General features: G+C 72.7%; 17 protein-coding genes and 1 pseudogene. 15 read left to right on the forward strand and 3 right to left on the reverse strand.

Annotated elements, in window-relative coordinates; genetic code table 11:
• The 9 genes and pseudogenes from B073_RS0135770 to B073_RS0135810 all read left to right on the forward strand — a co-directional run.
• Positions 1–297 (forward strand): annotated as a pseudogene (locus tag B073_RS0135770) (ABC transporter ATP-binding protein); the annotation flags it as partial.
• A 449-nt stretch (positions 298–746) separates the two neighbouring features.
• Positions 747–1,613, forward strand: coding sequence for a squalene synthase HpnC (gene hpnC / locus B073_RS0135775; RefSeq protein WP_051094387.1), 867 nt, complete (start codon positions 747–749; stop codon positions 1,611–1,613).
• A gap of 26 nt (positions 1,614–1,639) precedes the next feature.
• Positions 1,640–2,566, forward strand: a complete 927-nt coding sequence (gene hpnD, locus B073_RS0135780; RefSeq protein ID WP_078508373.1) for a presqualene diphosphate synthase HpnD — start codon at positions 1,640–1,642, stop codon at positions 2,564–2,566.
• 124 nt (positions 2,567–2,690) lie between these two features.
• Positions 2,691–4,160 carry a hydroxysqualene dehydroxylase HpnE gene (gene hpnE / locus B073_RS0135785; protein ID WP_018542866.1) on the forward strand — a complete coding sequence of 490 codons (1,470 nt, stop codon included), beginning with the start codon at positions 2,691–2,693 and terminating at the stop codon, positions 4,158–4,160.
• Positions 4,157–5,272 carry a polyprenyl synthetase family protein gene (locus B073_RS0135790; protein WP_037813927.1) on the forward strand — a complete coding sequence of 372 codons (1,116 nt, stop codon included), beginning with the start codon at positions 4,157–4,159 and terminating at the stop codon, positions 5,270–5,272. Before hpnE ends, B073_RS0135790 begins: the two co-directional genes overlap by 4 nt.
• Before the next feature lie 105 nt (positions 5,273–5,377).
• Entirely contained in the window at positions 5,378–7,375 is a 1,998-nt protein-coding gene (gene shc, locus B073_RS0135795; protein WP_018542868.1) for a squalene--hopene cyclase, read from the forward strand.
• The gene (locus B073_RS0135800; protein WP_018542869.1) at positions 7,375–8,031 is read left to right on the forward strand and encodes a hypothetical protein; all 657 of its coding nucleotides are present in this window, start codon (positions 7,375–7,377) and stop codon (positions 8,029–8,031) included. The genes shc and B073_RS0135800 overlap by 1 nt, the downstream gene beginning before the upstream one ends.
• 5 nt (positions 8,032–8,036) lie before the next feature.
• Positions 8,037–9,062 (forward strand): adenosyl-hopene transferase HpnH, encoded by a 1,026-nt coding sequence (hpnH, locus tag B073_RS0135805; protein ID WP_018542870.1) that lies wholly within the window; start codon positions 8,037–8,039, stop codon positions 9,060–9,062.
• Between the two features lie 94 nt (positions 9,063–9,156).
• Positions 9,157–10,539 carry an aspartate aminotransferase family protein gene (locus B073_RS0135810; protein WP_018542871.1) on the forward strand — a complete coding sequence of 461 codons (1,383 nt, stop codon included), beginning with the start codon at positions 9,157–9,159 and terminating at the stop codon, positions 10,537–10,539.
• Positions 10,540–10,603: 64 nt separating this feature from the next.
• Here B073_RS0135810 and B073_RS0135815 read toward each other — a convergent pair whose 3' ends face one another.
• A complete protein-coding gene (locus tag B073_RS0135815; RefSeq protein WP_018542872.1) occupies positions 10,604–11,413 on the reverse strand; it encodes a tyrosine-protein phosphatase in 810 nt (269 codons plus the stop codon).
• Positions 11,414–11,687: 274 nt separating this feature from the next.
• On the opposite strand from B073_RS0135815, the gene B073_RS0135820 reads away from it, so the two are divergent.
• Positions 11,688–12,488 carry an SGNH/GDSL hydrolase family protein gene (locus B073_RS0135820; protein WP_018542873.1) on the forward strand — a complete coding sequence of 267 codons (801 nt, stop codon included), beginning with the start codon at positions 11,688–11,690 and terminating at the stop codon, positions 12,486–12,488.
• A gap of 51 nt (positions 12,489–12,539) precedes the next feature.
• Here the strand turns inward: B073_RS0135820 and B073_RS0135825 are convergent, their stop codons facing one another.
• Positions 12,540–13,013 carry an ATP-binding protein gene (locus tag B073_RS0135825; protein WP_234025250.1) on the reverse strand — a complete coding sequence of 158 codons (474 nt, stop codon included), beginning with the start codon at positions 13,011–13,013 and terminating at the stop codon, positions 12,540–12,542.
• Positions 13,014–13,149: 136 nt separating this feature from the next.
• Between B073_RS0135825 and B073_RS0135830 the strand changes: the two genes are divergently transcribed.
• The 3 genes from B073_RS0135830 to B073_RS0135840 are packed head-to-tail and all read left to right on the forward strand — an operon-like array spanning position 13,150 to position 15,200.
• Positions 13,150–14,016: a helix-turn-helix domain-containing protein gene (locus tag B073_RS0135830; protein WP_026248042.1), complete on the forward strand. Its 867-nt coding sequence runs from the start codon at positions 13,150–13,152 to the stop codon at positions 14,014–14,016.
• Positions 14,017–14,023: 7 nt separating this feature from the next.
• On the forward strand, positions 14,024–14,287 hold the full coding sequence (locus B073_RS0135835) for a DUF397 domain-containing protein (protein WP_018542876.1): 264 nt from the start codon (positions 14,024–14,026) through the stop codon (positions 14,285–14,287).
• 10 nt (positions 14,288–14,297) lie between these two features.
• A complete protein-coding gene (locus B073_RS0135840) occupies positions 14,298–15,200 on the forward strand; it encodes an SAM-dependent methyltransferase (protein ID WP_018542877.1) in 903 nt (300 codons plus the stop codon).
• Positions 15,201–15,304: 104 nt separating this feature from the next.
• Here B073_RS0135840 and B073_RS0135845 read toward each other — a convergent pair whose 3' ends face one another.
• Positions 15,305–16,213 (reverse strand): PfkB family carbohydrate kinase, encoded by a 909-nt coding sequence (locus tag B073_RS0135845; protein ID WP_018542878.1) that lies wholly within the window; start codon positions 16,211–16,213, stop codon positions 15,305–15,307.
• Positions 16,214–16,677: 464 nt separating this feature from the next.
• Here B073_RS0135845 and B073_RS0135850 point away from each other — a divergent pair, with 464 nt between their 5' ends.
• Positions 16,678–18,081, forward strand: coding sequence for an NAD(P)/FAD-dependent oxidoreductase (locus tag B073_RS0135850; protein ID WP_018542879.1), 1,404 nt, complete (start codon positions 16,678–16,680; stop codon positions 18,079–18,081).
• A gap of 348 nt (positions 18,082–18,429) precedes the next feature.
• A complete protein-coding gene (locus B073_RS0135860; RefSeq protein WP_018542881.1) occupies positions 18,430–19,659 on the forward strand; it encodes an MBL fold metallo-hydrolase in 1,230 nt (409 codons plus the stop codon).
• Positions 19,660–19,691: the final 32 nt, after the last annotated feature.

Raw genomic sequence — 19,691 nt, forward strand, 5'->3', positions numbered from 1 at the left:
ACCTACTCGTCCGGTATGGCGGCCCGGCTGCGGTTCTCCATCGCGGCCGCCAAGGACCACGACGTGCTGCTGATCGACGAGGCGCTGGCCACCGGCGACCGCGCCTTCCAGAAGCGCTCCGAGGCCCGCATCCGCGAACTGCGCAAGGAAGCGGGTACGGTCTTCCTCGTCAGCCACAACAACAACTCGATCCGGGACACCTGCGACCGCGTGCTGTGGCTGGAGCGGGGCGAGCTGCTGATGGACGGCCCGACGGACGAGGTCATCAAGGCGTACGAGAAGGAGACGGGCAAATAGCCCATCTGCCGCAGGAGGCCCTCGCGAGTCCGTTCGCGGGGGTCTTCGAGTGTGACGGAACGGTCAACTCCGTGGGGGCCGGGAACAGTTGGGTCCCCGGCGATGTTGACCGGATCATTGCCCGGGGCTCCGGCACCCGCGCGGACGTCTCACAGATGTACGGCGTAAGCTGTACGGGTACTGAACAGCACAAGTGGTGCAAAGTCGGGCAAAGTGCACCCAGGCGGGCGGCGAGGGCTCGAGCGGAGCGCGTCGCCGGCTGCGGCGTGTCCGAAATGGGATGTTTTGGTCTGGCGGTGTAGAACGGGAGACGTGACGGCAATGGCTACTGGTTCGCTCCGGCTCCACAACGCGCCGGGTAGCCCCCGGTGAGCCGAGGAGACGAGCAGGCGCGTCGCGCCTTCCTTCGGAGGGTGGCGGTGAGTGGCGGGAAGGACCACACACGCACCGTGCTCGATCAGGCCGCGCACGAGAATTTCCCGGTCGCACCGTTCTTCCTGCCCCGCGCCTGGCGCGCCGACCTGATGGCCCTGTACGGCTTCGCCCGTCTCGTCGACGACATCGGCGACGGCGACCTGGCCCCCGGCGGCGGCGACGCCGTCCTCCTCGGCCTGGACCGCGCCCAGCACGACGACCGCCCGGCGCTGCTCGACGCCCTGGAGGCGGACCTGCACCGGGTCTTCAGCGACCGCGCCCCCGGCCCCAAGCACCCGCTGATGCGCCGCCTCGGCCCGACCGTCCGCCGCTGTGCGCTCAGCCCCGAGCCCTTCCTCGGCCTGATCGAGGCCAACCGCCAGGACCAGCGGATCAGCCGCTATGCCAGCTACGGCGACCTGGCCGCCTACTGCGAGCTGTCCGCCAACCCCGTCGGCCGGCTCGTCCTCGGCGTCACCGGCACCTCCAGCCCCGAGCGCATCCGGCTCTCGGACGCCGTCTGCACCGCGCTCCAGCTCGTCGAGCACATCCAGGACGTGGCCGAGGACCTCGGCCGGGACCGGATCTACCTCCCCGACGAGGACATGAAGCGCTTCGGCGTCACCGAGGACGACCTGGCGAAGCCCACCGGCGGCGCATCGGTGCGCGCACTGATCGCCTTCGAGGCGGAACGCGCTGGTGAGCTGCTGGATGAGGGTGCGCCGCTGGTGGGTAGCGTGCACGGCAGACTCAAGCTGCTGCTGGCCGGCTTCGTCGCCGGCGGGCGCGCCGCCCTCCAGGCGGTCGCCGCCGCCGATCACGACGTACTCCCCGGACCGCCCAAGCCGGCCAAGCTCAGCCTGCTGCGCGAGGTAGGGGCGACACTGCGACGAGAGGGGTGAGCCGGACCGTGGAGGCAACCGCACAGATGCCCGCGCCGGTGCTCGCTGCGTACCGCTACTGCGAAACGGTCACCGGGCAGCAGGCGCGCAATTTCGCGTACGGGATCCGGCTGCTGCCGGCCGACAAGCGGCAGGCCATGTCGGCGCTCTACGCGTTCTCCCGCCGGGTCGACGACATCGGCGACGGAGCCCTGGAGCCCGACGCCAAGGCCCGCCGCCTGGAGGAGACCCGCGCCCTGCTCGCGCGCGTCAGGGACGGCCGGATCGCCGAGGACGACACCGACCCGGTGGCGGTCGCGCTCGCCGACGCCGCGCGGCGCTTCCCCATCCCGCTCGGCGGGCTGGACGAGCTGATCGACGGGGTGCTGGCGGACGTCCGCGGCGAGACCTACGAGACCTGGGACGAACTCAAGGTCTACTGCCGCTGCGTCGCCGGGGCGATCGGCCGGCTCTCCCTCGGTGTGTTCGGCACCGTACCCGGCGCGCTCGACGCCGAACGCGCCCCGGAGTACGCCGATACGCTCGGGCTCGCGCTCCAACTCACCAATATCCTCAGGGATGTTCGCGAGGACGCGGGCAACGGGCGGACGTACCTTCCGGCCGAGGATCTCGCCAAGTTCGGCTGCTCGGCGGGGTTCCACGGCCCGGTGCCGCCGCCCGGCGCCGACTTCGCCGGCCTGGTGCAGTTCGAGGTCCGGCGGGCCCGCGCCCTGTTCGCGGACGGCTTCCGGCTGCTTCCGATGCTCGACCGGCGCAGCGGCGCCTGCGTGGCGGCGATGGCCGGCATCTACCACCGGCTGCTGTCGCGGATCGCCGATGACCCGGAGGCGGTGCTCCGCGGCCGGGTCTCGCTGCCCGGCCGGGAGAAGGCGTTCGTCGCGGTGCGTGGGCTCTCCGGGCTCGACGCCCGGGCGATCGGCCGCCGGCAGGCCGTGAGCAGGAGGCGTGGATGAGGTGCCGGACCGCGGCGTGGATGTCGGGCCGCTCCGCGGAGGGCGACCACGGTCCGGCGTCGGTGCGGCGGGCAACCCTTCGCCGGACGGCTGCGTCTATGACGGGCGTAAGGGGGGAGAGCACATGACAGCGGGAACGACGCTGCCCGGACCCGACTCCGCCCGCCCCTCCGGCCGTCCCGAAGGGGCGGCCGCGGTGGTCGTCGGGGGCGGACTGGCCGGCACCACCGCGGCGCTGGCACTGGCCGACGCGGGCCTGCGGGTCACCCTGATCGAGGGCCGGCCGCGCCTGGGCGGCCTGGTCTTCTCGTTCCGCCGCGACTCCGCCGCCGGCCCGCTCACCGTCGACAACGGCCAGCACGTCTACCTGCGCTGCTGCACCGCCTACGGCGACCACCTGGCACGGCTCGGCGCGCAGGACCTGGCGCCCGTCCAGGACCGCATGGACGTACCGGTCCTGGACCCGGTCGGCGCCCGGGGCCGGGCACGGCTCGGCCGGCTCCGCCGCACCGCGCTGCCGGTCCCGCTCCACCTGGCCAGAAGCCTCGCGCTCTACCCGCACCTCTCGCCCGCCGAACGCGCCGGCGTGGTCCGCGCCACCCTCGCCCTCGGCCGGCTGGACCCGGCCGACCCGGCGCTGGACGCCACCGACTTCGGCAGCTGGCTGCGCCGCCACGGCCAGAGCCAGCGCGCCGTCGAGGCACTGTGGGACCTGGTCGGCATCGCCACCCTTAACGCCCCGGCCGGCGACGCCTCACTGGGGCTGGCCGCCAAGGTCTTCAAGACCGGCCTGCTCTCCGCCCCCGGCGCCGCCGACATCGGCTGGGCCCGGGTCCCGCTCGGCGACCTCCACGACACCCGCGCCGCCGCCGCGCTGCGCACGGCCGGCGTCCGGGTCGCACTGCGCACCCGCGTCGCCGCCGTCACCCGCGACGGCGCCGGCTGGCAGGTCGCGGTGGAGAACGGCCCGCACGGCCGGGAGACGCTCACCGCGGACACCGTCGTCCTCGCCGTACCGCAGCGCGAGGCGCACGCCCTGCTGCCCGACGGTGCGCTGCCCGCCAAGGACCGGCTGCTGGACATCGGCACCGCCCCGATCCTCAACGTCCACGTCGTCTACGACCGCAAGGTGCTGCGCCGCCCGTTCTTCGCCGCCATCGGCTCCCCGGTCCAGTGGGTCTTCGACCGCACCGGCGCCTCCGGCCTGGCGCGCACCGTCGGCAACGAACGCAGCCAGTACCTGGCCCTGTCGCAGTCCGCCGCACAGGAGGAGATCGACCAGCCGGTCGCCAAGCTCCGTGCCCGCTACCTCCCCGAGCTGGAACGCCTGCTGCCGGCCGCCCGGGGCGCCCGGATCCTCGACTTCTTCGTCACCCGCGAGCGCACCGCGACCTTCGCGCCCGCACCGGGCGTCGGCCGGCTCCGCCCGGCCGCCCGCACCCAAGTCCCCGGCCTGTTCCTGGCCGGTGCGTGGACCGCCACCGGGTGGCCCGCGACCATGGAGAGCGCTGTCCGCAGCGGCACCGCCGCCGCCCGTGAGGCACTCACCGAACTCGGCGTCCCCCACGGCCAGTTGCCACCGGAGGCGGCATGACCAGGCGTACGGGCGCTCGCACGAGCACAAGCATCGGAAACAGAGGAGAAACCGTGGCTTCCCCGGCTATCGACACCGCGAGCGTCACCGCGCTGCTGGAGCGCGGGCGGACACTCGCCACTCCCGTGCTGCGTGCCGCCGTGGCCAGGCTCGCCCCTCCCATGGACACCGTCGCCGCCTACCACTTCGGGTGGATCGACGCGGCCGGCAACCCCACCGCCGGTGACAGCGGCAAGGCCGTCCGGCCCGCGCTCGCCCTGCTGTCCGCCGAGGTCGCAGGCGCCGCCCCTGAGGTCGGCGTGCCCGGCGCGGTCGCCGTCGAGCTGGTGCACAACTTCTCGCTGCTGCACGACGACCTGATGGACGGCGACGAGCAGCGCCGGCACCGCGACACGGTCTGGAAGGTGCACGGCCCCGCCCAGGCCATCCTCGTCGGCGACGCGCTGTTCGCGCTGGCCAACGAAATACTGCTGGAGCTCGGCACGGTCGACGCCGGCCGCGCCACCCGCCGGCTGACCCTGGCCACCCGCAAGCTGATCGACGGTCAGGCCCAGGACATCTCCTACGAGCACCGCGAGCGGGTCACCGTCGAGGAGTGCCTGGAGATGGAGGGCAACAAGACCGGTGCCCTGCTCGCCTGCGCGGTCTCCATCGGTGCGGTCCTCGGCGGCGCCGACGACCGCACCGCGGACATCCTGGAGAAGTACGGCTACCACCTCGGCCTCGCCTTCCAGGCCGTCGACGACCTGCTGGGCATCTGGGGCGACCCGGAGGCCACCGGCAAGCAGACCTGGAGCGATCTGCGGCAGCGCAAGAAGTCGCTGCCGGTCGTCGCCGCGCTCGCGGCCGGCGGGCCCGCCTCCGAGCGGCTCGCCGGAATCCTGGCCGCCGACGCCAAGAAGAGCGAGACCGAGATCGCCGACTTCACCGAGGAAGAGTTCGCCTCCCGCGCGGCGTTGATCGAGGAGGCCGGCGGCCGCGAGTGGACCTCCCAGGAGGCCCGCCGCCAGCACGCCACCGCGATCGCCGCGCTGGACGAGATCGACATGCCCGAATCGATCCGCGGGCAGCTCGTCGCGCTCGCGGACTTCGTCGTCGTACGAGAGAGATGATGGCCATCAACACGCACTAGATCGCAGTCGCCGGCCGGCGCCGCTCCGGCGCCGGCCGACGGAATCCCTGAGCACGTCGACAGATTCACTGCAGAAGGGGAAGCCATGACAGCGACGACCGACGGCAGCGCCGGGCCCCGCCCGCCCCGGAGCTCCTCGGCCACCAGGACCACCACCGTGCTGCAGGACACGGCGGAGGCCGCGCGGGAGGCGACCGCCCGCGCCACCGATCACCTGCTCTCCTTGCAGGACCCCGCCGGCTGGTGGAAGGGCGACCTCGAGACCAACGTCACGATGGACGCCGAGGACCTGCTGCTCCGTCAGTTCCTGGGCATCCAGGACCCCAAGCTCACCGAGGCCGCCGGCCGCCACATCCGCGGCGAGCAGCGCGCGGACGGCACCTGGGCCACCTTCTACGGCGGCCCCGGCGAACTCTCCACCACCATCGAGGCGTACGTCGCGCTGCGGCTGGCCGGCGACGCGCCGGACACCCCGCACATGGCCACCGCCGCCGCCTGGATCCGCGCGCACGGAGGCATCGCCGCCGCCCGCGTCTTCACCCGGATCTGGCTCGCCCTCTTCGGCTGGTGGAAGTGGGACGACCTGCCCGAACTCCCCCCGGAACTCATCTACTTCCCCAAGTGGTTCCCGCTCAGCATCCACGCCTTCGGCTGCTGGGCCCGGCAGACCATAGTGCCGTTGACCATCGTCTCGGCCAAACGCCCCGTCCGCCCGGCGCCGTTCGCCCTCGACGAGCTGCATGCGGATCCCCGCGACCCCAACCCGCCGCGGCCGCTCGCCCCCGTCGCGAGCTGGGACGGCCTCTTCCAGCGCCTGGACAAGGCGCTGCACCTGTACCACAAGGTCGCCCTGCGCCGGCCGCGCGCCGCCGCGATGCGCTCGGCCGCCCGCTGGATCGTCGAACGGCAGGAGAACGACGGCTGCTGGGGCGGCATCCAGCCCCCCGCCGTCTACTCCGTCATCGCCCTGCACCTGCTCGGCTACGACCTCGACCACCCGGTGCTGCGGGCCGGCCTTGCGTCCCTGGACCGGTTCGCGGTCTGGCGCGAGGACGGGGCCCGGATGATCGAGGCGTGCCAGTCGCCGGTCTGGGACACCTGCCTGGCCACCATCGCGCTGGCCGACGCCGGGGTGCCCGCCGACCACCCGCAACTGCTCCGCGCCGCCGACTGGATGCTCGGCGAACAGATCGACCGGCCCGGCGACTGGTCCGTGCAACGCCCCGAACTCCCCTCCGGTGGCTGGGCGTTCGAGTTCCACAACGACAACTACCCGGACATCGACGACACCGCCGAGGTGGTGCTGGCGCTGCTCCGGGTCAGGCACCCCGACCCGCACCGGGTCCAGGCCGCCGTCGACCGCGCGGTCCGCTGGAACGCCGGCATGCAGTCGAAGAACGGCGCCTGGGGCGCGTTCGACGCCGACAACACCAGCCCGTTCCCCAACCGGCTGCCGTTCTGCGACTTCGGCGAGGTCATCGACCCGCCGTCGGCCGACGTCACCGCCCATGTCGTCGAGATGCTCGCCGAGACCGGCCGGGCGCACGACCCCCGCACCCGCCGTGGCCTGGCCTGGCTGCTGGCCGAACAGGAGCCCAGCGGCGCCTGGTTCGGCCGCTGGGGCACCAACTACGTCTACGGCACCGGGTCGGTGCTGCCCGCCCTGACCGCCGCCGACATCCCCGCCTCCCATCCCGCGGTCCGCCGGGCCGTCGGCTGGCTGGAGCGGGTGCAGAACGACGACGGCGGCTGGGGCGAGGACCAGCGCTCGTACCAGGACAAGGAGGGCTGGGCCGGGCGCGGCGCCTCCACCGCCTCGCAGACCGCCTGGGCGCTGATGGCGCTGCTCGCGGCCGGCGAGCGGGACGGCGAGGCGGTCCGCCGCGGGGTGCGCTGGCTGGTGGAGACCCAGCTGCCGGACGGCTCCTGGGACGAGCCGTACTTCACCGGCACCGGCTTCCCGTGGGACTTCTCCATCAACTACCACCTCTACCGCCAGGTCTTCCCGCTGACCGCCCTCGGCCGCTACGTCCACGGCGGACCGGCCACCGGCCAGGCCGCCGGGGCACCGGTGGGGGACTGATGCCGAGACGGCCCCCGCCGGACGCGGAACCGCCGCTGCTGGTCGCCTGCGCGCTCGGCATCGAACGGTTCGCGCTGCGGGGCGGTGACCACGGGGCGGCCGAACCGCCCGTGGTCACCCTGCGCACCGGCATGGGGCCGCAGGCGGCGGAACGCGCCGTGGCCGCCGCGCTGGGCGCCGGCGCGGCCACGGCGGGTTCCCCCGTCGTCGCCAGCGGTTTCTGCGCCGGGCTGGTCCCCGGTACGCGTCCCGGGGACGTGATCGTCGCCGAGGCCACCCGGGACCACCGGCCCGGCGCGCCCGATGTGACCTGCCGGGACAACGGCCCCTTGGTGCGCGCCCTGCGGGAGCGCGGACTGCGGGTGCACACCGGCCTGCTGCGCGGCTCCGACCACGTCGTCCGGGGCGCCGAGCGGGCCGCGCTGCACGCCGAGGGGGCGATCGCGGTGGACATGGAGTCGGCCGCCACGCTCCGGACGGCGGTGCGCTGCGGCAGTCCCGCGGTTGCCGCCGTCCGGGTGGTCGTGGACGCCCCGGAACACGAACTCGTGCGCATCGGGACGGTACGCGGTGGAATACATGCCTTCCGCGTGCTGCGCTCGGTATTTCCTGTTTTCTTTGAATGGCACCGTTCTTTGCTGCTCCCCAGGAGGTGAGCCAGATGGCCATGCCGCTCCGCCAGACCATTCGGGTCGGAACCTATCTGTTTGAACAGAAAGTGCTGCGCAAACGGGAGAAGTTCCCGCTGATTGTCGAACTGGAACCGCTCTTCGCCTGCAACCTGAAGTGCGAGGGCTGCGGGAAGATCCAGCATCCGGCCGGCGTGCTGAAGCAACGGATGCCGGTGGCCCAGGCGGTGGGCGCGGTGCTGGAGTCCGGCGCCCCGATGGTCTCCATCGCCGGCGGCGAGCCCCTGATGCACCCTCAGATCGACGAGATCGTGCGGCAGCTGGTGGCCCGCCGGAAGTATGTCTTCCTGTGCACCAACGCGATGCTGCTGCGGAAGAAGATGGAGAAATTCAAGCCCTCGCCGTATTTCGCCTTCGCGGTGCACATCGACGGTATGCGGGAGCGCCACGACGAATCCGTCGCGAAGGAGGGCGTGTTCGACGAGGCGGTGGCGGCCATCCGGGAGGCCAAGCGGCACGGATTCCGGGTCACCACCAACTCCACCTTCTTCAACACCGACACCCCGCAGACCATCATCGAGGTCCTCAACTTCCTCAACGACGACCTGAAGGTCGACGAGATGATGCTCTCGCCCGCCTACGCCTACGAGAAGGCCCCCGACCAGGAGCACTTCCTCGGCGTCGAGCAGACCCGGGAGCTGTTCCGGAAGGCGTTCGCCGGCGGCAACCGGCAGCGCTGGCGGCTCAACCACAGCCCCCTCTTCCTGGACTTCCTGGAGGGCAAGGCGGACTTCCCGTGCACCGCCTGGGCGATCCCCAACTACTCCCTCTTCGGCTGGCAGCGCCCCTGCTACCTGATGAGCGACGGCTACGTCCCGACGTACCGCGAGCTGATCGAGGAGACCGACTGGGAGAAGTACGGCCGGGGCAAGGACCCGCGGTGCGCCAACTGCATGGCGCACTGCGGCTACGAGCCCACCGCGGTGCTGGCCACCATGGGCTCCCTGAAGGAGTCCCTGCGGGCGGCCAGGGAGACCGTCGGCGGCAACCGCGGATGACGCGGCGAGCGGAGCGCGGGCGGCACCGGAGCCTTCCGGTGCCGCCGGCCCGGCTTGGAGCGGCGCGGCCCGCCGCCCGTGAGGAGAACACCCCGTGACCGGATTCGACCTGACCAGGCTGCTCGCCGAACGCGGCGGCGAGCGCTACGCACTCCACAGCCGCCATCTCAACCACCAACTCCCGCGGATGCTGCACACCCTCGGCTTCGACAAGGTCTACGAACGGGCCGAGGGCGCCTACTTCTACGACGCCGACGGCCGGGACTACCTCGACATGCTCGCCGGCTTCGGGGTGATGGGCCTGGGCCGCCACCACCCGGTCGTCCGCCAGGCCCTGCACGACGTGCTGGACGCCCAGCTCGCCGACCTCACCCGCTTCGACTGCCCGCCGCTGCCCGGACTGCTCGCCGAGCAGCTGCTGCGCCACGCTCCCCACCTGGACCGGGTCTTCTTCGGCAACAGCGGCACCGAGGCCGTCGAGACCGCCCTGAAGTTCGCCCGCTACGCCACCGGCCGCCCGCGCGTCCTCTACTGCACCCACGCCTTCCACGGCCTGACCACCGGCTCGCTCTCGGTCAACGGCGAGGACGGTTTCCGGGACGGCTTCGCCCCGCTGCTGCCGGACACCGCCGTCGAGATGGGTGACCTGGCCGCGCTGGAGCGGGAGCTGCGGCGCGGCGACGTGGCGGCCTTCGTCGTCGAGCCCGTCCAGGGCAAGGGCGTCACCCCCGCACCGCCGGGATTCCTGGGCGCCGCCCAGGAGTTGCTGCACTGCCACAAGGCGCTGCTGATCGCCGACGAGGTGCAGACCGGCCTCGGCCGCACCGGCGACTTCTTCGCCTACCAGCACGAGGAGGGCGTGGAACCGGACCTGGTCTGCGTCGCCAAGGCACTCTCCGGCGGCTACGTCCCGGTCGGCGCCACCCTGGGCAAGGAGTGGATCTTCAAGAAGGTCTACTCGTCCATGGACCGGGTGCTGGTGCACTCCGCCAGTTTCGGCGCCAACGCCCAGGCGATGGCGACCGGTTTGGCGGTCCTCTCGGTGATGGCGGACGAGGGGATCGTCGCCAACGCCCGGCGGACCGGTGATCTGCTGCGCTCCCGGCTGGCCGCGCTGGTCGACCGCTACGAGCTGCTGCACGAGGTGCGCGGCCGCGGCCTGATGATCGGCATCGAGTTCGGCCGCCCCAAGTCCCTTGGCCTGCGGAGCCGTTGGACGATGCTGCAGGCCGCCCGCAAGGGGCTGTTCGCGCAGATGGTCGTGGTGCCGCTGCTCCAGCGCCACCGCATCCTGACCCAGGTCTCCGGCGACCACCTGGAGGTCATCAAGCTGATTCCGCCGCTGATCATCGGCGAACGGGAAGTGGACCGGTTCGTCCAGGCGTTCACCGCCGTCATGGACGACGCCCACAGCGGCGGCGGCCTGCTGTGGGACTTCGGGCGGACGCTGGTCAAACAGGCGGTCGCCAACCGCTGACCGCACCCGGGGGCCGACGGTCCGCCGGCCCCCGAAAAGGGTGCGGGACTCCGTCCCGCGGGCGTCAGTCCGTCAGCAGGCGGTGGCGCAGCTGCTCGCGGACGGCCGGGGAGAGCTTCAGGCCGTCGGTGAGGTAGGACTCGGTGGAGCCCCAGGTCTCCTCGATCGCGTCGAAGGCGGCGGTGAGGTAGTCGAGGTGCGCGCCGAACAGCGGCGCGAGCAGCTCCAGGATCTCCGGCGACATGCCGGCCGGGGAGTTGTCCGAGCGGCGGATCTTGTAGCGCCCGCTGGGGTCGTTGGACCTGAGGTAGTCGTCCTCGATGGCGTCCCGCTCCACGCCGACCGCGAGCAGGGTGACCGCGATGGTCAGGCCCGCGCGGTCCTTGCCGGCCGCGCAGTGCATCAGCGCCGGCACGCTGTCCTCGGCGAGCGCGTGCAGCACCCGGCTGTGGTCCGCGGTGCGGGTGGTGATGATCTCGCGGTAGGTGCGGGTCATGCGGCCCGCGGCCTTGCCGTCGCCGAGGGCGACACGGAGGTGGTCCAGCTCGCCGTCCCGTACCATCGTCCAGAATTCCGCACCGTCGGCGGGGTCGGTGAGCGGGATGTTGACGTTCCGCACGCCGGGCAGGGTGACGTCGGGGCCCTCCAGCTTGATGTCGGCGGCGTTGCGGAAGTCGAAGACGGTGTGCAGCCCGAGGCCGGCGAGGAACGCGGCGTCCGCCTCGGTGGCGTGCGCGAGGTGGCCGCTGCGGAAGAGCCGTCCGTGCCGGATGCGACGCCCGTCGACGGTCGGCAGTCCGCCCACGTCGCGGAAGTTGCGCACCTCCGCGAGCTCCGGCTGGGACTGGGGGACCTGCGGCGTCTGCTGCGTCACGGGCGCTCCTCGGGGTCGGCCGCCGACGCTGCTCGTCGACGAGACAGGGCTCCTTCGACGATACGACATTGGTGCAATGCGCAATCAGGTGGCAGTGCCGTGAAACACCGGCGCAACGGCGCGCATGATGCCCTATGAGTGGCGCTGAAGCAGCACTTCCCGATCGATTCTTATTCCAACTTGGGCAGAATTTGACCTGGTGGTATTAATCACCTCCCGTCAACCCCTGGTTACGGTGGCGTAGGTCACTTCTCGCGGTGAAGTATGTCCTGACGTGGCAGACGATTCGAAGAACATCAGCAACGGCGCCCAGAGCGCCATCGGGTCGTACGCAGCCGTCGGGGACAGCTTTACCGAGGGGGTCGGAGACCCTGGTCCGGACGGGGCGTACATCGGCTGGGCGGACCGGCTCGCGGTCCTCTTGGCCGACCAGCGGGACGAGGGGGACTTCCGCTACGCGAACCTCGCCGTGCGCGGGCGCCTCCTGGACCGGATCATCGAGGAACAGGTGCCCAGGGCGAAGGAGCTCGCCCCCGAGCTGGTGACCTTCTGCGCCGGCGGCAACGACATCCTGCGACCGGGCTCGGACCCGGACGCGGTGGCCGAGCGCTATGAGGCGGCGGTGGCCTCGCTGCGCGAGACGGTCCCGACGGTGCTGCTGTGCACCGGTTTCGACACCCGGGGCGTCCCGGTCCTCAAGCATCTGCGCGGCAAGATCGCCACGTACACCGCCCATGTCCGGGCCATCGCCGACCGGCACGACTGCCCGGTGCTCGACCTGTGGTCGCTGAAGTCCGTCCAGGACCGCCGGGCGTGGAGCGAGGACCGGCTGCACCTGTCGGCCGACGGCCACACCCGGGTGGCGCTGCGCGCCGCGCAGGTGCTGGACCTCGCGGTGCCGGCCGACCCGGACCAGCCGTGGCCGCCGGAGACGGAGCGCACTCCCGCCGAGGCGCGGCGGGACAACATCCACTGGGCGCGCGAGCACCTCGTGCCGTGGATCGGCCGCCGGCTGCGCGGCGTCTCCTCCGGCGACGACGTCGCACCCAAGCGGCCCGACCTGCTGCCGCTGTAACCCTTTCCCGAGCGCAAGGCCCCGTGCCGCCCCCGTGGCGGAGCGGGGCCTTCAGCGCGTCGCGGTCGTGGTCGCGGTGCGGTACGGCAGGTCGGCCCAGACCACCTGGCCCCGGCCGCCGTCGTCGGGGCGGGTGCCCCAACTGTCGGAGAGCGCACCGACCAGGAACAGGCCGCGCCCGCCCTCCTGGTCGAGGGAGCCGAGCCGGGCGTGCGGCGCGGAAGTGCAGGGGCCGCCCTCGTCGGTGATCTCTATCCGTATGTGCCCGCCGACGACCGTGATCTCGCAGCCGACCTTCTCGCTGTCGGTGTGCCGCACCGCGTTGGTGAACAGCTCGGTGACCACCAACTCCACGTCATCGCGGACCTGTTCGGCAGCGCCCCACTCGCGCAGCAGCGTGCTGACGCGCTTGCGCGCCTCAGGCACGGACGTGCGCCGCGCCGGCAAGTGGAACGCGTCCTGCGGGCTCTGGGCGAGGTATCCGCCGCATCGCCCTAACGACGGAGCGTTTTTGTAGGAAGCCACGACATAACTATGTGCGATGTTGCTCACCGTTGGCAAGGATCACTCTGTAATTTGCAGAATTGAAAGTGCAGTCTGTTCGAGCTGATGACGGCATGACACACTGCTGAACACTGAAGCTGGTTGGAGGGGATCGGACGTGGCGGACCCACGGTCTGCAGGTGCACCGACCGTCCTGCGGGTGGTGCTCGGCAAGCGACTGCAGGATCTGCGGGAGAGGGCGGGGCTCTCCTTCGAGCAGGCGGCGGGCGCGCTCGATGTGACACACGCCACGATACGGCGCATGGAAAAGGCCGAGGTCGGCCTCAAGATCCCTTACGTCGAGAAGCTGTTGGCGACCTACGGCGTCACCGACCAGGACGAGATCGACGGCTTCCTGTCCCTGGCCCGCGAGGCCAACCGCCCCGGCTGGTGGCACCGTTTCCGCGACGTCCTCCCCGAGTGGTTCAGCGCCTACGTCAGCCTGGAGAGCGAAGCCAACCTCATCCGCTCCTACCAACCGCACTACGTCCCCGGCCTGTTGCAGACCGAGGACTACGCCGCTGCCGTGCTGCGCGCCGGAATGCCGCACGCCGCCCCCACCGACATCGACCGCATCGTGGCCCTGCGCATGGAACGCCAGGCGCTGCTCACCCGCGAGAACGCCCCGATGCTGTGGTCGGTCATGGACGAGACCGTGCTGCGGCGGCCCATCGGCGGGCCCAAGGTGATGCGCGACCAGATCACCCGGCTGATGGAAGCCACCTCGATGCCGAACGTCCGGCTCCAGGTGATGCCGTTCGCCGCGGGCCCGCACCCCGCCATGTACGGGCCGTTCCACATCTTCCGCTTCCCGATCCCGGAGCTCCCGGACATCGCGTACGCGGAAAGCCTCGTCGGAGGCGTGTACTTCGACCAGCGCAACGACGTCTCGCAGTTCCTGGAGGCCCTGGACCGGATGTGTGCGCAGGCCGCGCCGGCACACACCACCGAGGCCATTCTGGGTGGCTTTCGCAAGGAGATCTGAACCCCCCATGGATCGCATACGCATCTACAACGGCATGCCCGCCAACGAGCTGGGCACGGACGGCTGGCACAAGCCCTGGAGCGGCGGAAACGGCGGCGAGTGCGTCGAGGCCATGCGCCTGCGCGACGGCCGGGTCGCCCTGCGGCAGTCCACCGACCCGGACGGTCCCGCGCTGATCTACACCCACCGCGAGATGGTCAGTTTCATCGAGGGTGCGAAGGCCGGCCACGCCGACTTCCTGCTCTCCGCCGCGCCGTGTTCGGCGCACTGAGGGAGGAGCCATGACCGACCAGCACAGCCCTCCCGAGGAGGGCGCCGGCGTCCCGGAGTTCGGGCCGTACCCGCCCGGGCCGGACCACCTCGGCTTCGCCGCCGAGGAGATCGACACCAGCCGCCCGCACCCGGCCCGGATGTACGACTACTTCCTCGGCGGCTGGGACAACTACGAGGTCGACCGGGTCGCCGGCGACCGCGTCATCGAACTGCACCCGCAGGTCCGCGGCAGCGTCCGCGCCAACAACGACTTCCGCGCGCGCGCGGTCCGCGCGGTGGTCGCCACCGGCGTCCGGCAGTTCCTCGTCCTCGGCATCGGCATCCCCACCTCGCCCAACACCCACGAGGTGGCCCGGGAGTCCGCCCCCGAGACCCGGGTGGTGTACGTCGACAGCGACCCCATCGTCGCCACCCACGCCCGGGCCCGGCTCGCCAACGACCCCGGCACCGCCTTCGCCCTCGGGGACCTCCGCGACCCCAAGGCCGTCCTGGACGACCCGGTGGTGCGCGAGCTGATCGACTTCGGCGAGCCGGTGGGGCTGCTGATCGGCGGCGCGATGGACTTCCTCACGGATGACGACAACCCCGCCGCACTGCTCGCCGCCTTCGGCGCCGCCATACCGGCCGGCAGTCATCTGGTGCTCTCGCACAGCACCTACGAACCGTACGAGGGCTACGCCGAGGGCCGGGTCGACGAGGCCGCCCGGGCGCATGTGGAGGAGGTCTACAAGAGCGCCACCACCCCGATCGCGCTGCGCACCAAGGACGAGATCGCGGCGCTCCTCGGGCCGTTCGACCCGCTCGAACCGGGTGTCGTACGGGTGCCGCTGTGGCGCCCGGACGGCCCCGTGCCCGGCCCGGAAGAGCTCAACAACACCATCTTCTACGGGGTGGTGGGCCGCAAGGGCTGACCCGGCGGAGCCCCGTACGGCCGGACACCGGTGCCCCCGCCCCGCGGGCCGTGCCGGAGTGGGGGTCCGGCCGGCCAGGGGATCCGCCCGGGTGCCGCCGTGGGCTACGCCCCGGTGGGGGAGACCTCGGGCTCGGCGGCGGGTACCTGGGGCGGCGCGGGCGGGGCGGCCTCGAGGTCGTCCGGTCCGGCGAGGGCGGTGTGGGTGCCCGCCGCCGTACAGGCGTGGGCGCCCGCCATGGCACCGAGCCGCGCACACTCCTCCAGGTCCCGGCCCGACAGCCGGCCGTAGAGGAAACCGCAGGTGAAGGCGTCACCCGCGCCGTTGCTGTCGATGACCGGGCCGGGCGGTACGGCGGCCGGCACCAGCCGCGGGGTGCGGTCCTCGGGGGTGAGGAGGTAGGCGCCGCCCGCGCCGGCGGTGGCGATCACCGCCTGGGCGCGGCCCTCGCGGATGATCTCCCGCATGATCGAGCTGATCCGCTCGCCGGCCCCCGCCGTGCTCAGGAAGACCAGGTCCGAGCGGAACGCGAAGTCGCGGTGGTGCTCGGTCAGGCCGTCCCAGTCGTGCAGATCCGTGGAGACGGGCACGCCCAGCGCCTCGATGTCGTCGAAGAGATAGCGGGCGAAGTGGCTGATCGAGAGGTGGACGTGCCGGGTGCGGCGGAGCAGCGGGAGGTAGTGCTCGGGCGGCATCCGCAGGTCGAGCGGGTCGCGCGCGTCGTAGAAGGACATCCGGCGGCCGTCGGGCGAGACGAGGTTGACCGCGCGGCGGGTACCGTGCGGGGAGGTCAGCGGGCGGAAGTCCACACCGCTGCCGGCCAGCCGTTCGCGGACCAGGGCACCCGGTGGGTCGTCGCCGAGGAAGTCCACGAATCCGGTGGTGAGTCCCAGCGCCGCGCAGCCGAGCGCGACCCCGGTACCGGTGTGCCCGGCCCATTCGCGGATGGGCGGCACTGCATGGCTGTCGGCGGAAGGTACGGGCAGCGCACTGACCCGCACGATCGTGTCCACGCCCGATCCGCCGACGACGAGTACGTCATATGGCTCAGATACCTGCTGGAAGGTCACAAGCGTCCCTGAATCCCTTGCTGGTGAGAGGGGTCCCGTGCTGGTGGGAGCGGCCGCGGCCGCGGTGCGCCCGCCGTCGGGAGTCTAGACGCACACTCGCCTCATATCGGGATGTTAGGGACTGGCGTGACGCGCGGGGGAGGGGCCGGGCGGCCGGGACGCCACCGCCCGCGCCCGCGGTCCGGGCCGTTCCCCGTCATGCGTCGGACCACCCCCCACACGGCGTCAGGAAGCAGTGTGAGCAGGGAGGTTCCCTCGCCCGGCAGGTGAACCGATCGGGGTGGGGAACGCGGCGTTGACACGGGCGCGCGCGGGCGCGGAGGCTGAGGCGCACCAGTGATCAGGTTCCGGGACGGGGACGACGGCCGGCCGCGGGGCGGGACGGCCAGAGCGGCGAAGGGGTACGCATGGCGGAGCACACCGGGCGCGGACGGACCGCCCTCGTGATCGGCGGGGGACTCGCCGGCATGCTCGCCGTCACCGCCCTGCGCGGCCACGTCGAGGCGATCACGGTCGTCGAACGCGACCGCTACCCGGCCGGCCACATCTTCCGCAAGGGCGTCCCGCAAGCCCGCCACCTGCACCTTCTCCTCAGCGGCGGACAGCGCGCACTGGACCGGCTGCTGCCCGGCACGGTCGCCGCGCTCACCGATGCCGGGGCCCGCAGCCTGTATCTGCCGAGCGATCTGGTCACCCGTACGCCCACCGGATGGCAGCGCCGTTTCGACGAGCGGCGGCATCCCACGCTCAGCGTCACCCGGCCGGTCCTGGACGCCGTCGTCCGCGAGCGGGCCCTGACCGCCGCCGATCCGGCCACCCGCGTCGAGGTGCTGGAGGCGACCGAGGCCGTCGGCCTCACCGGCGACGCCCGTCGGGTCACCGGCGTCAAGGTCCGCGCCCGCAACGGCGACCACACCGCCGGGGCGGTCCGGACGCTCGCCGCCGACCTGGTCGTCGACGCCTCCGGACGCGGCTCCCGCACGCCCCGGTGGTACGCCGAACTGGGCCGCGAGGCACCGCACGAGCAGACCGTCGACTCCGGCCTCGTCTACGCCACCCGGATGTACCGCCCCGCCGACCCGGACGGCGCACCGGAGGTGGGCGTCAACATCCCCGGCCGGCCCGGATGCCCGCGCGGCGCCGCCTACGTCCCCGTGGAGGGCGGCAACTGGCTGCTGACCCTGTCCGGAGTGCACGGGCACCACCCGCCCACGGACGGGGCGGAGTTCGCCGCCTTCACCGCCACCATCGGCGACCCCTGCGTCCACGAACTGCTCGCCGACGCCGAACCGGTCTCGCCGGTGCACGGCTTCCGCGACACCTGCAACCGCCGCCGCCACTACGAGCGCCGCGGCGCCGCCCCGGACGGCCTCCTCGTCCTCGGGGACGCCAACTGCACCTTCAACCCCGTCTACGGCCAGGGCATGTCGGTGGCCGCGCTCGGCGCGCTGGCCGTACGGGACACCCTCGACGCCGCCGGCGGCCTCGGGCCCGGCGTGCTCGCCCGGGCCCAGCGGGCGATCAGCCGGTCCGCCGAAACCGCCTGGACGGCGGCGGTCGGCGCGGACCGCCCCTACGTCCGCGGGACGGAAACCAAGGCGGGCCTCGGCGAGCGGCTGACGACGTGGTACCTCGACCGGCTCGCCGCCCGCGCCGCCATCGACCCGGTCGTCGGCGCCGCCTTCCGCGACGTCTTCTGCCTCACCGCCGCGCCCTCCCGCCTGATGACCCCGCCCGTCCTCCTGCGCACCGTCCTCCTCCCGCGCCGCCCGGGCCTGCCCTGCCTGCCGGCCGCGGTGGAGGCGACGTGACCTGGCTGACGATCAGGGACGCCGGGGAGTGCGAGGCGGCCGCGGGGGAGGAGCGGGGGAGCAGAGGGCGGTCGCCCACATCCGCCCGCAGCGGGCCGTTCACCTGAACGGATGTCGTCAACTGGCGGCCACGGGCGTCCTGTCGTAGGGGTCGGATCCGGCCACCGTTTCCGAATCGGGAGGTGTCCGGAAATGTGAGGTCGGGAATGCATGGAGCGGGCCGGCTGTTGTGACGGAGAGTGCCGGTGCCGGAGTCGTGGCCGGCCGTCGTGCGGCGGCCCGGTGGTGCCGGAACCGAGCGTTCGTGCGGTCCGTTCACTTCGCGACTGCCCCGACCATGGAGGTGCCGTGACCGCATCCCGACCCCGCGCCGGACGACTGACCGCGCTGCGCCCCGCGAGCTTCGGCGCCGAGCCGACGGGCGAGCGCCTGGCGCGGATGCGCAGATCGCCGCAGTTCGTGGACGGCCAGTTCCGCAATCCGGTGCCCACCCGGCAGCTGCTCCGCGGTGCCGCTCTGCCGATGGCCCGTACGCAGCTGAGCCGCGAGGGGCGGCTGCGGCGGGCGCCGGTCGGGCGGATCCCGGTGCACCGCCCGACCGGCGCGGACTGGGGCCGCCCGCCCGCCTCCGGGCTGCGGATCACCTGGATGGGACACTCCAGCGTGCTCGCCGAGATCGACGGGCAGCGGGTGCTCTTCGACCCGGTGTGGGGCGAGCGCTGCTCGCCGTTCGACTGGGCCGGGCCGAAGCGGATGCATCCGGTGCCGGTGGAGCTGGCGGAGCTTCCGCCGGTGGACGCGGTGGTGATCTCGCACGATCACTACGACCATCTCGACATGCCCACGATCAAGTTCCTGGCCGGCTCCGGCGCGGTCTTCGTCGTCCCGCTCGGCATCGGCGCCGACCTGGAGTTCTGGGGCGTGCCGGCGGCACGGATCACCGAGCTGGACTGGCACGAGTCGACGCGGGTCGGCGGGCTGACCCTCACCGCGACGCCGGCCCAGCACTTCTGCGGCCGCGGGCTGCGCGGCGCCCAGCACACCCTCTGGGCCTCCTGGGTCGTCGCCGGCCCCGAGCGCCGCATCTACCACAGCGGCGACACCGGTTACTTCCCCGGATTCGCGGAGATCGGCGCGGCGCACGGCCCGTTCGACGCGACGATGGTGCAGATAGGCGCGTACTCCGACTTCTGGCCGGACATCCACATGACGCCGGAGGAGGGGATGCGGGCCCATCTCGACCTGCAGGGCGGGGCGCCGCGCGGGGTGCTGCTGCCGATCCACTGGGGCACCTTCAACCTCGCGCCGCATCCCTGGGCCGAGCCCGCGGAGCGGACGGTGGCGGCGGCGTACCGCGCCGGGGCGGAGGTGGCCGTGCCGACACCGGGCCGGCCGTTCGAGCCCGCGGACGAGCAGGTCGTGGAGCCGTGGTGGCGGGCGGTGGCGGTGCCGCCGGTGCAGGGCTGGCCGAGCTGGCCGCCGGCGGGTCCGGCGCTGCGGGCCGCCGCGGTGGCGGACGGAGCGGCGACGGGGCCGGCGGACGGTGCGGTGGGGCGGGCGTCGGCCGAACTTCCGTAGTGCGGCGGGGGCCGTGGTGCGCCTGAGGCGTC

Source organism: Streptomyces sp. MspMP-M5, from assembly GCF_000373585.1.
Taxonomy (GTDB): Bacteria; Actinomycetota; Actinomycetes; order Streptomycetales; family Streptomycetaceae; genus Streptomyces.

Bases quoted from the DNA above. Each gene is read 5' to 3' on its own strand.
- B073_RS0135800 (WP_018542869.1), top strand. From the start codon at position 7,375: ATGCCGAGACGGCCCCCGCCGGACGCGGAACCGCCGCTGCTGGTCGCC.
- hpnE (WP_018542866.1), top strand. From the start codon at position 2,691: ATGACAGCGGGAACGACGCTGCCCGGACCCGACTCCGCCCGCCCCTCC.
- shc (WP_018542868.1), top strand. From the start codon at position 5,378: ATGACAGCGACGACCGACGGCAGCGCCGGGCCCCGCCCGCCCCGGAGC.
- hpnH (WP_018542870.1), top strand. From the start codon at position 8,037: ATGGCCATGCCGCTCCGCCAGACCATTCGGGTCGGAACCTATCTGTTT.
- B073_RS0135790 (WP_037813927.1), top strand. From the start codon at position 4,157: ATGACCAGGCGTACGGGCGCTCGCACGAGCACAAGCATCGGAAACAGA.
- B073_RS0135840 (WP_018542877.1), top strand. From the start codon at position 14,298: ATGACCGACCAGCACAGCCCTCCCGAGGAGGGCGCCGGCGTCCCGGAG.
- B073_RS0135850 (WP_018542879.1), top strand. From the start codon at position 16,678: ATGGCGGAGCACACCGGGCGCGGACGGACCGCCCTCGTGATCGGCGGG.
- B073_RS0135835 (WP_018542876.1), top strand. From the start codon at position 14,024: ATGGATCGCATACGCATCTACAACGGCATGCCCGCCAACGAGCTGGGC.
- hpnD (WP_078508373.1), top strand. From the start codon at position 1,640: ATGCCCGCGCCGGTGCTCGCTGCGTACCGCTACTGCGAAACGGTCACC.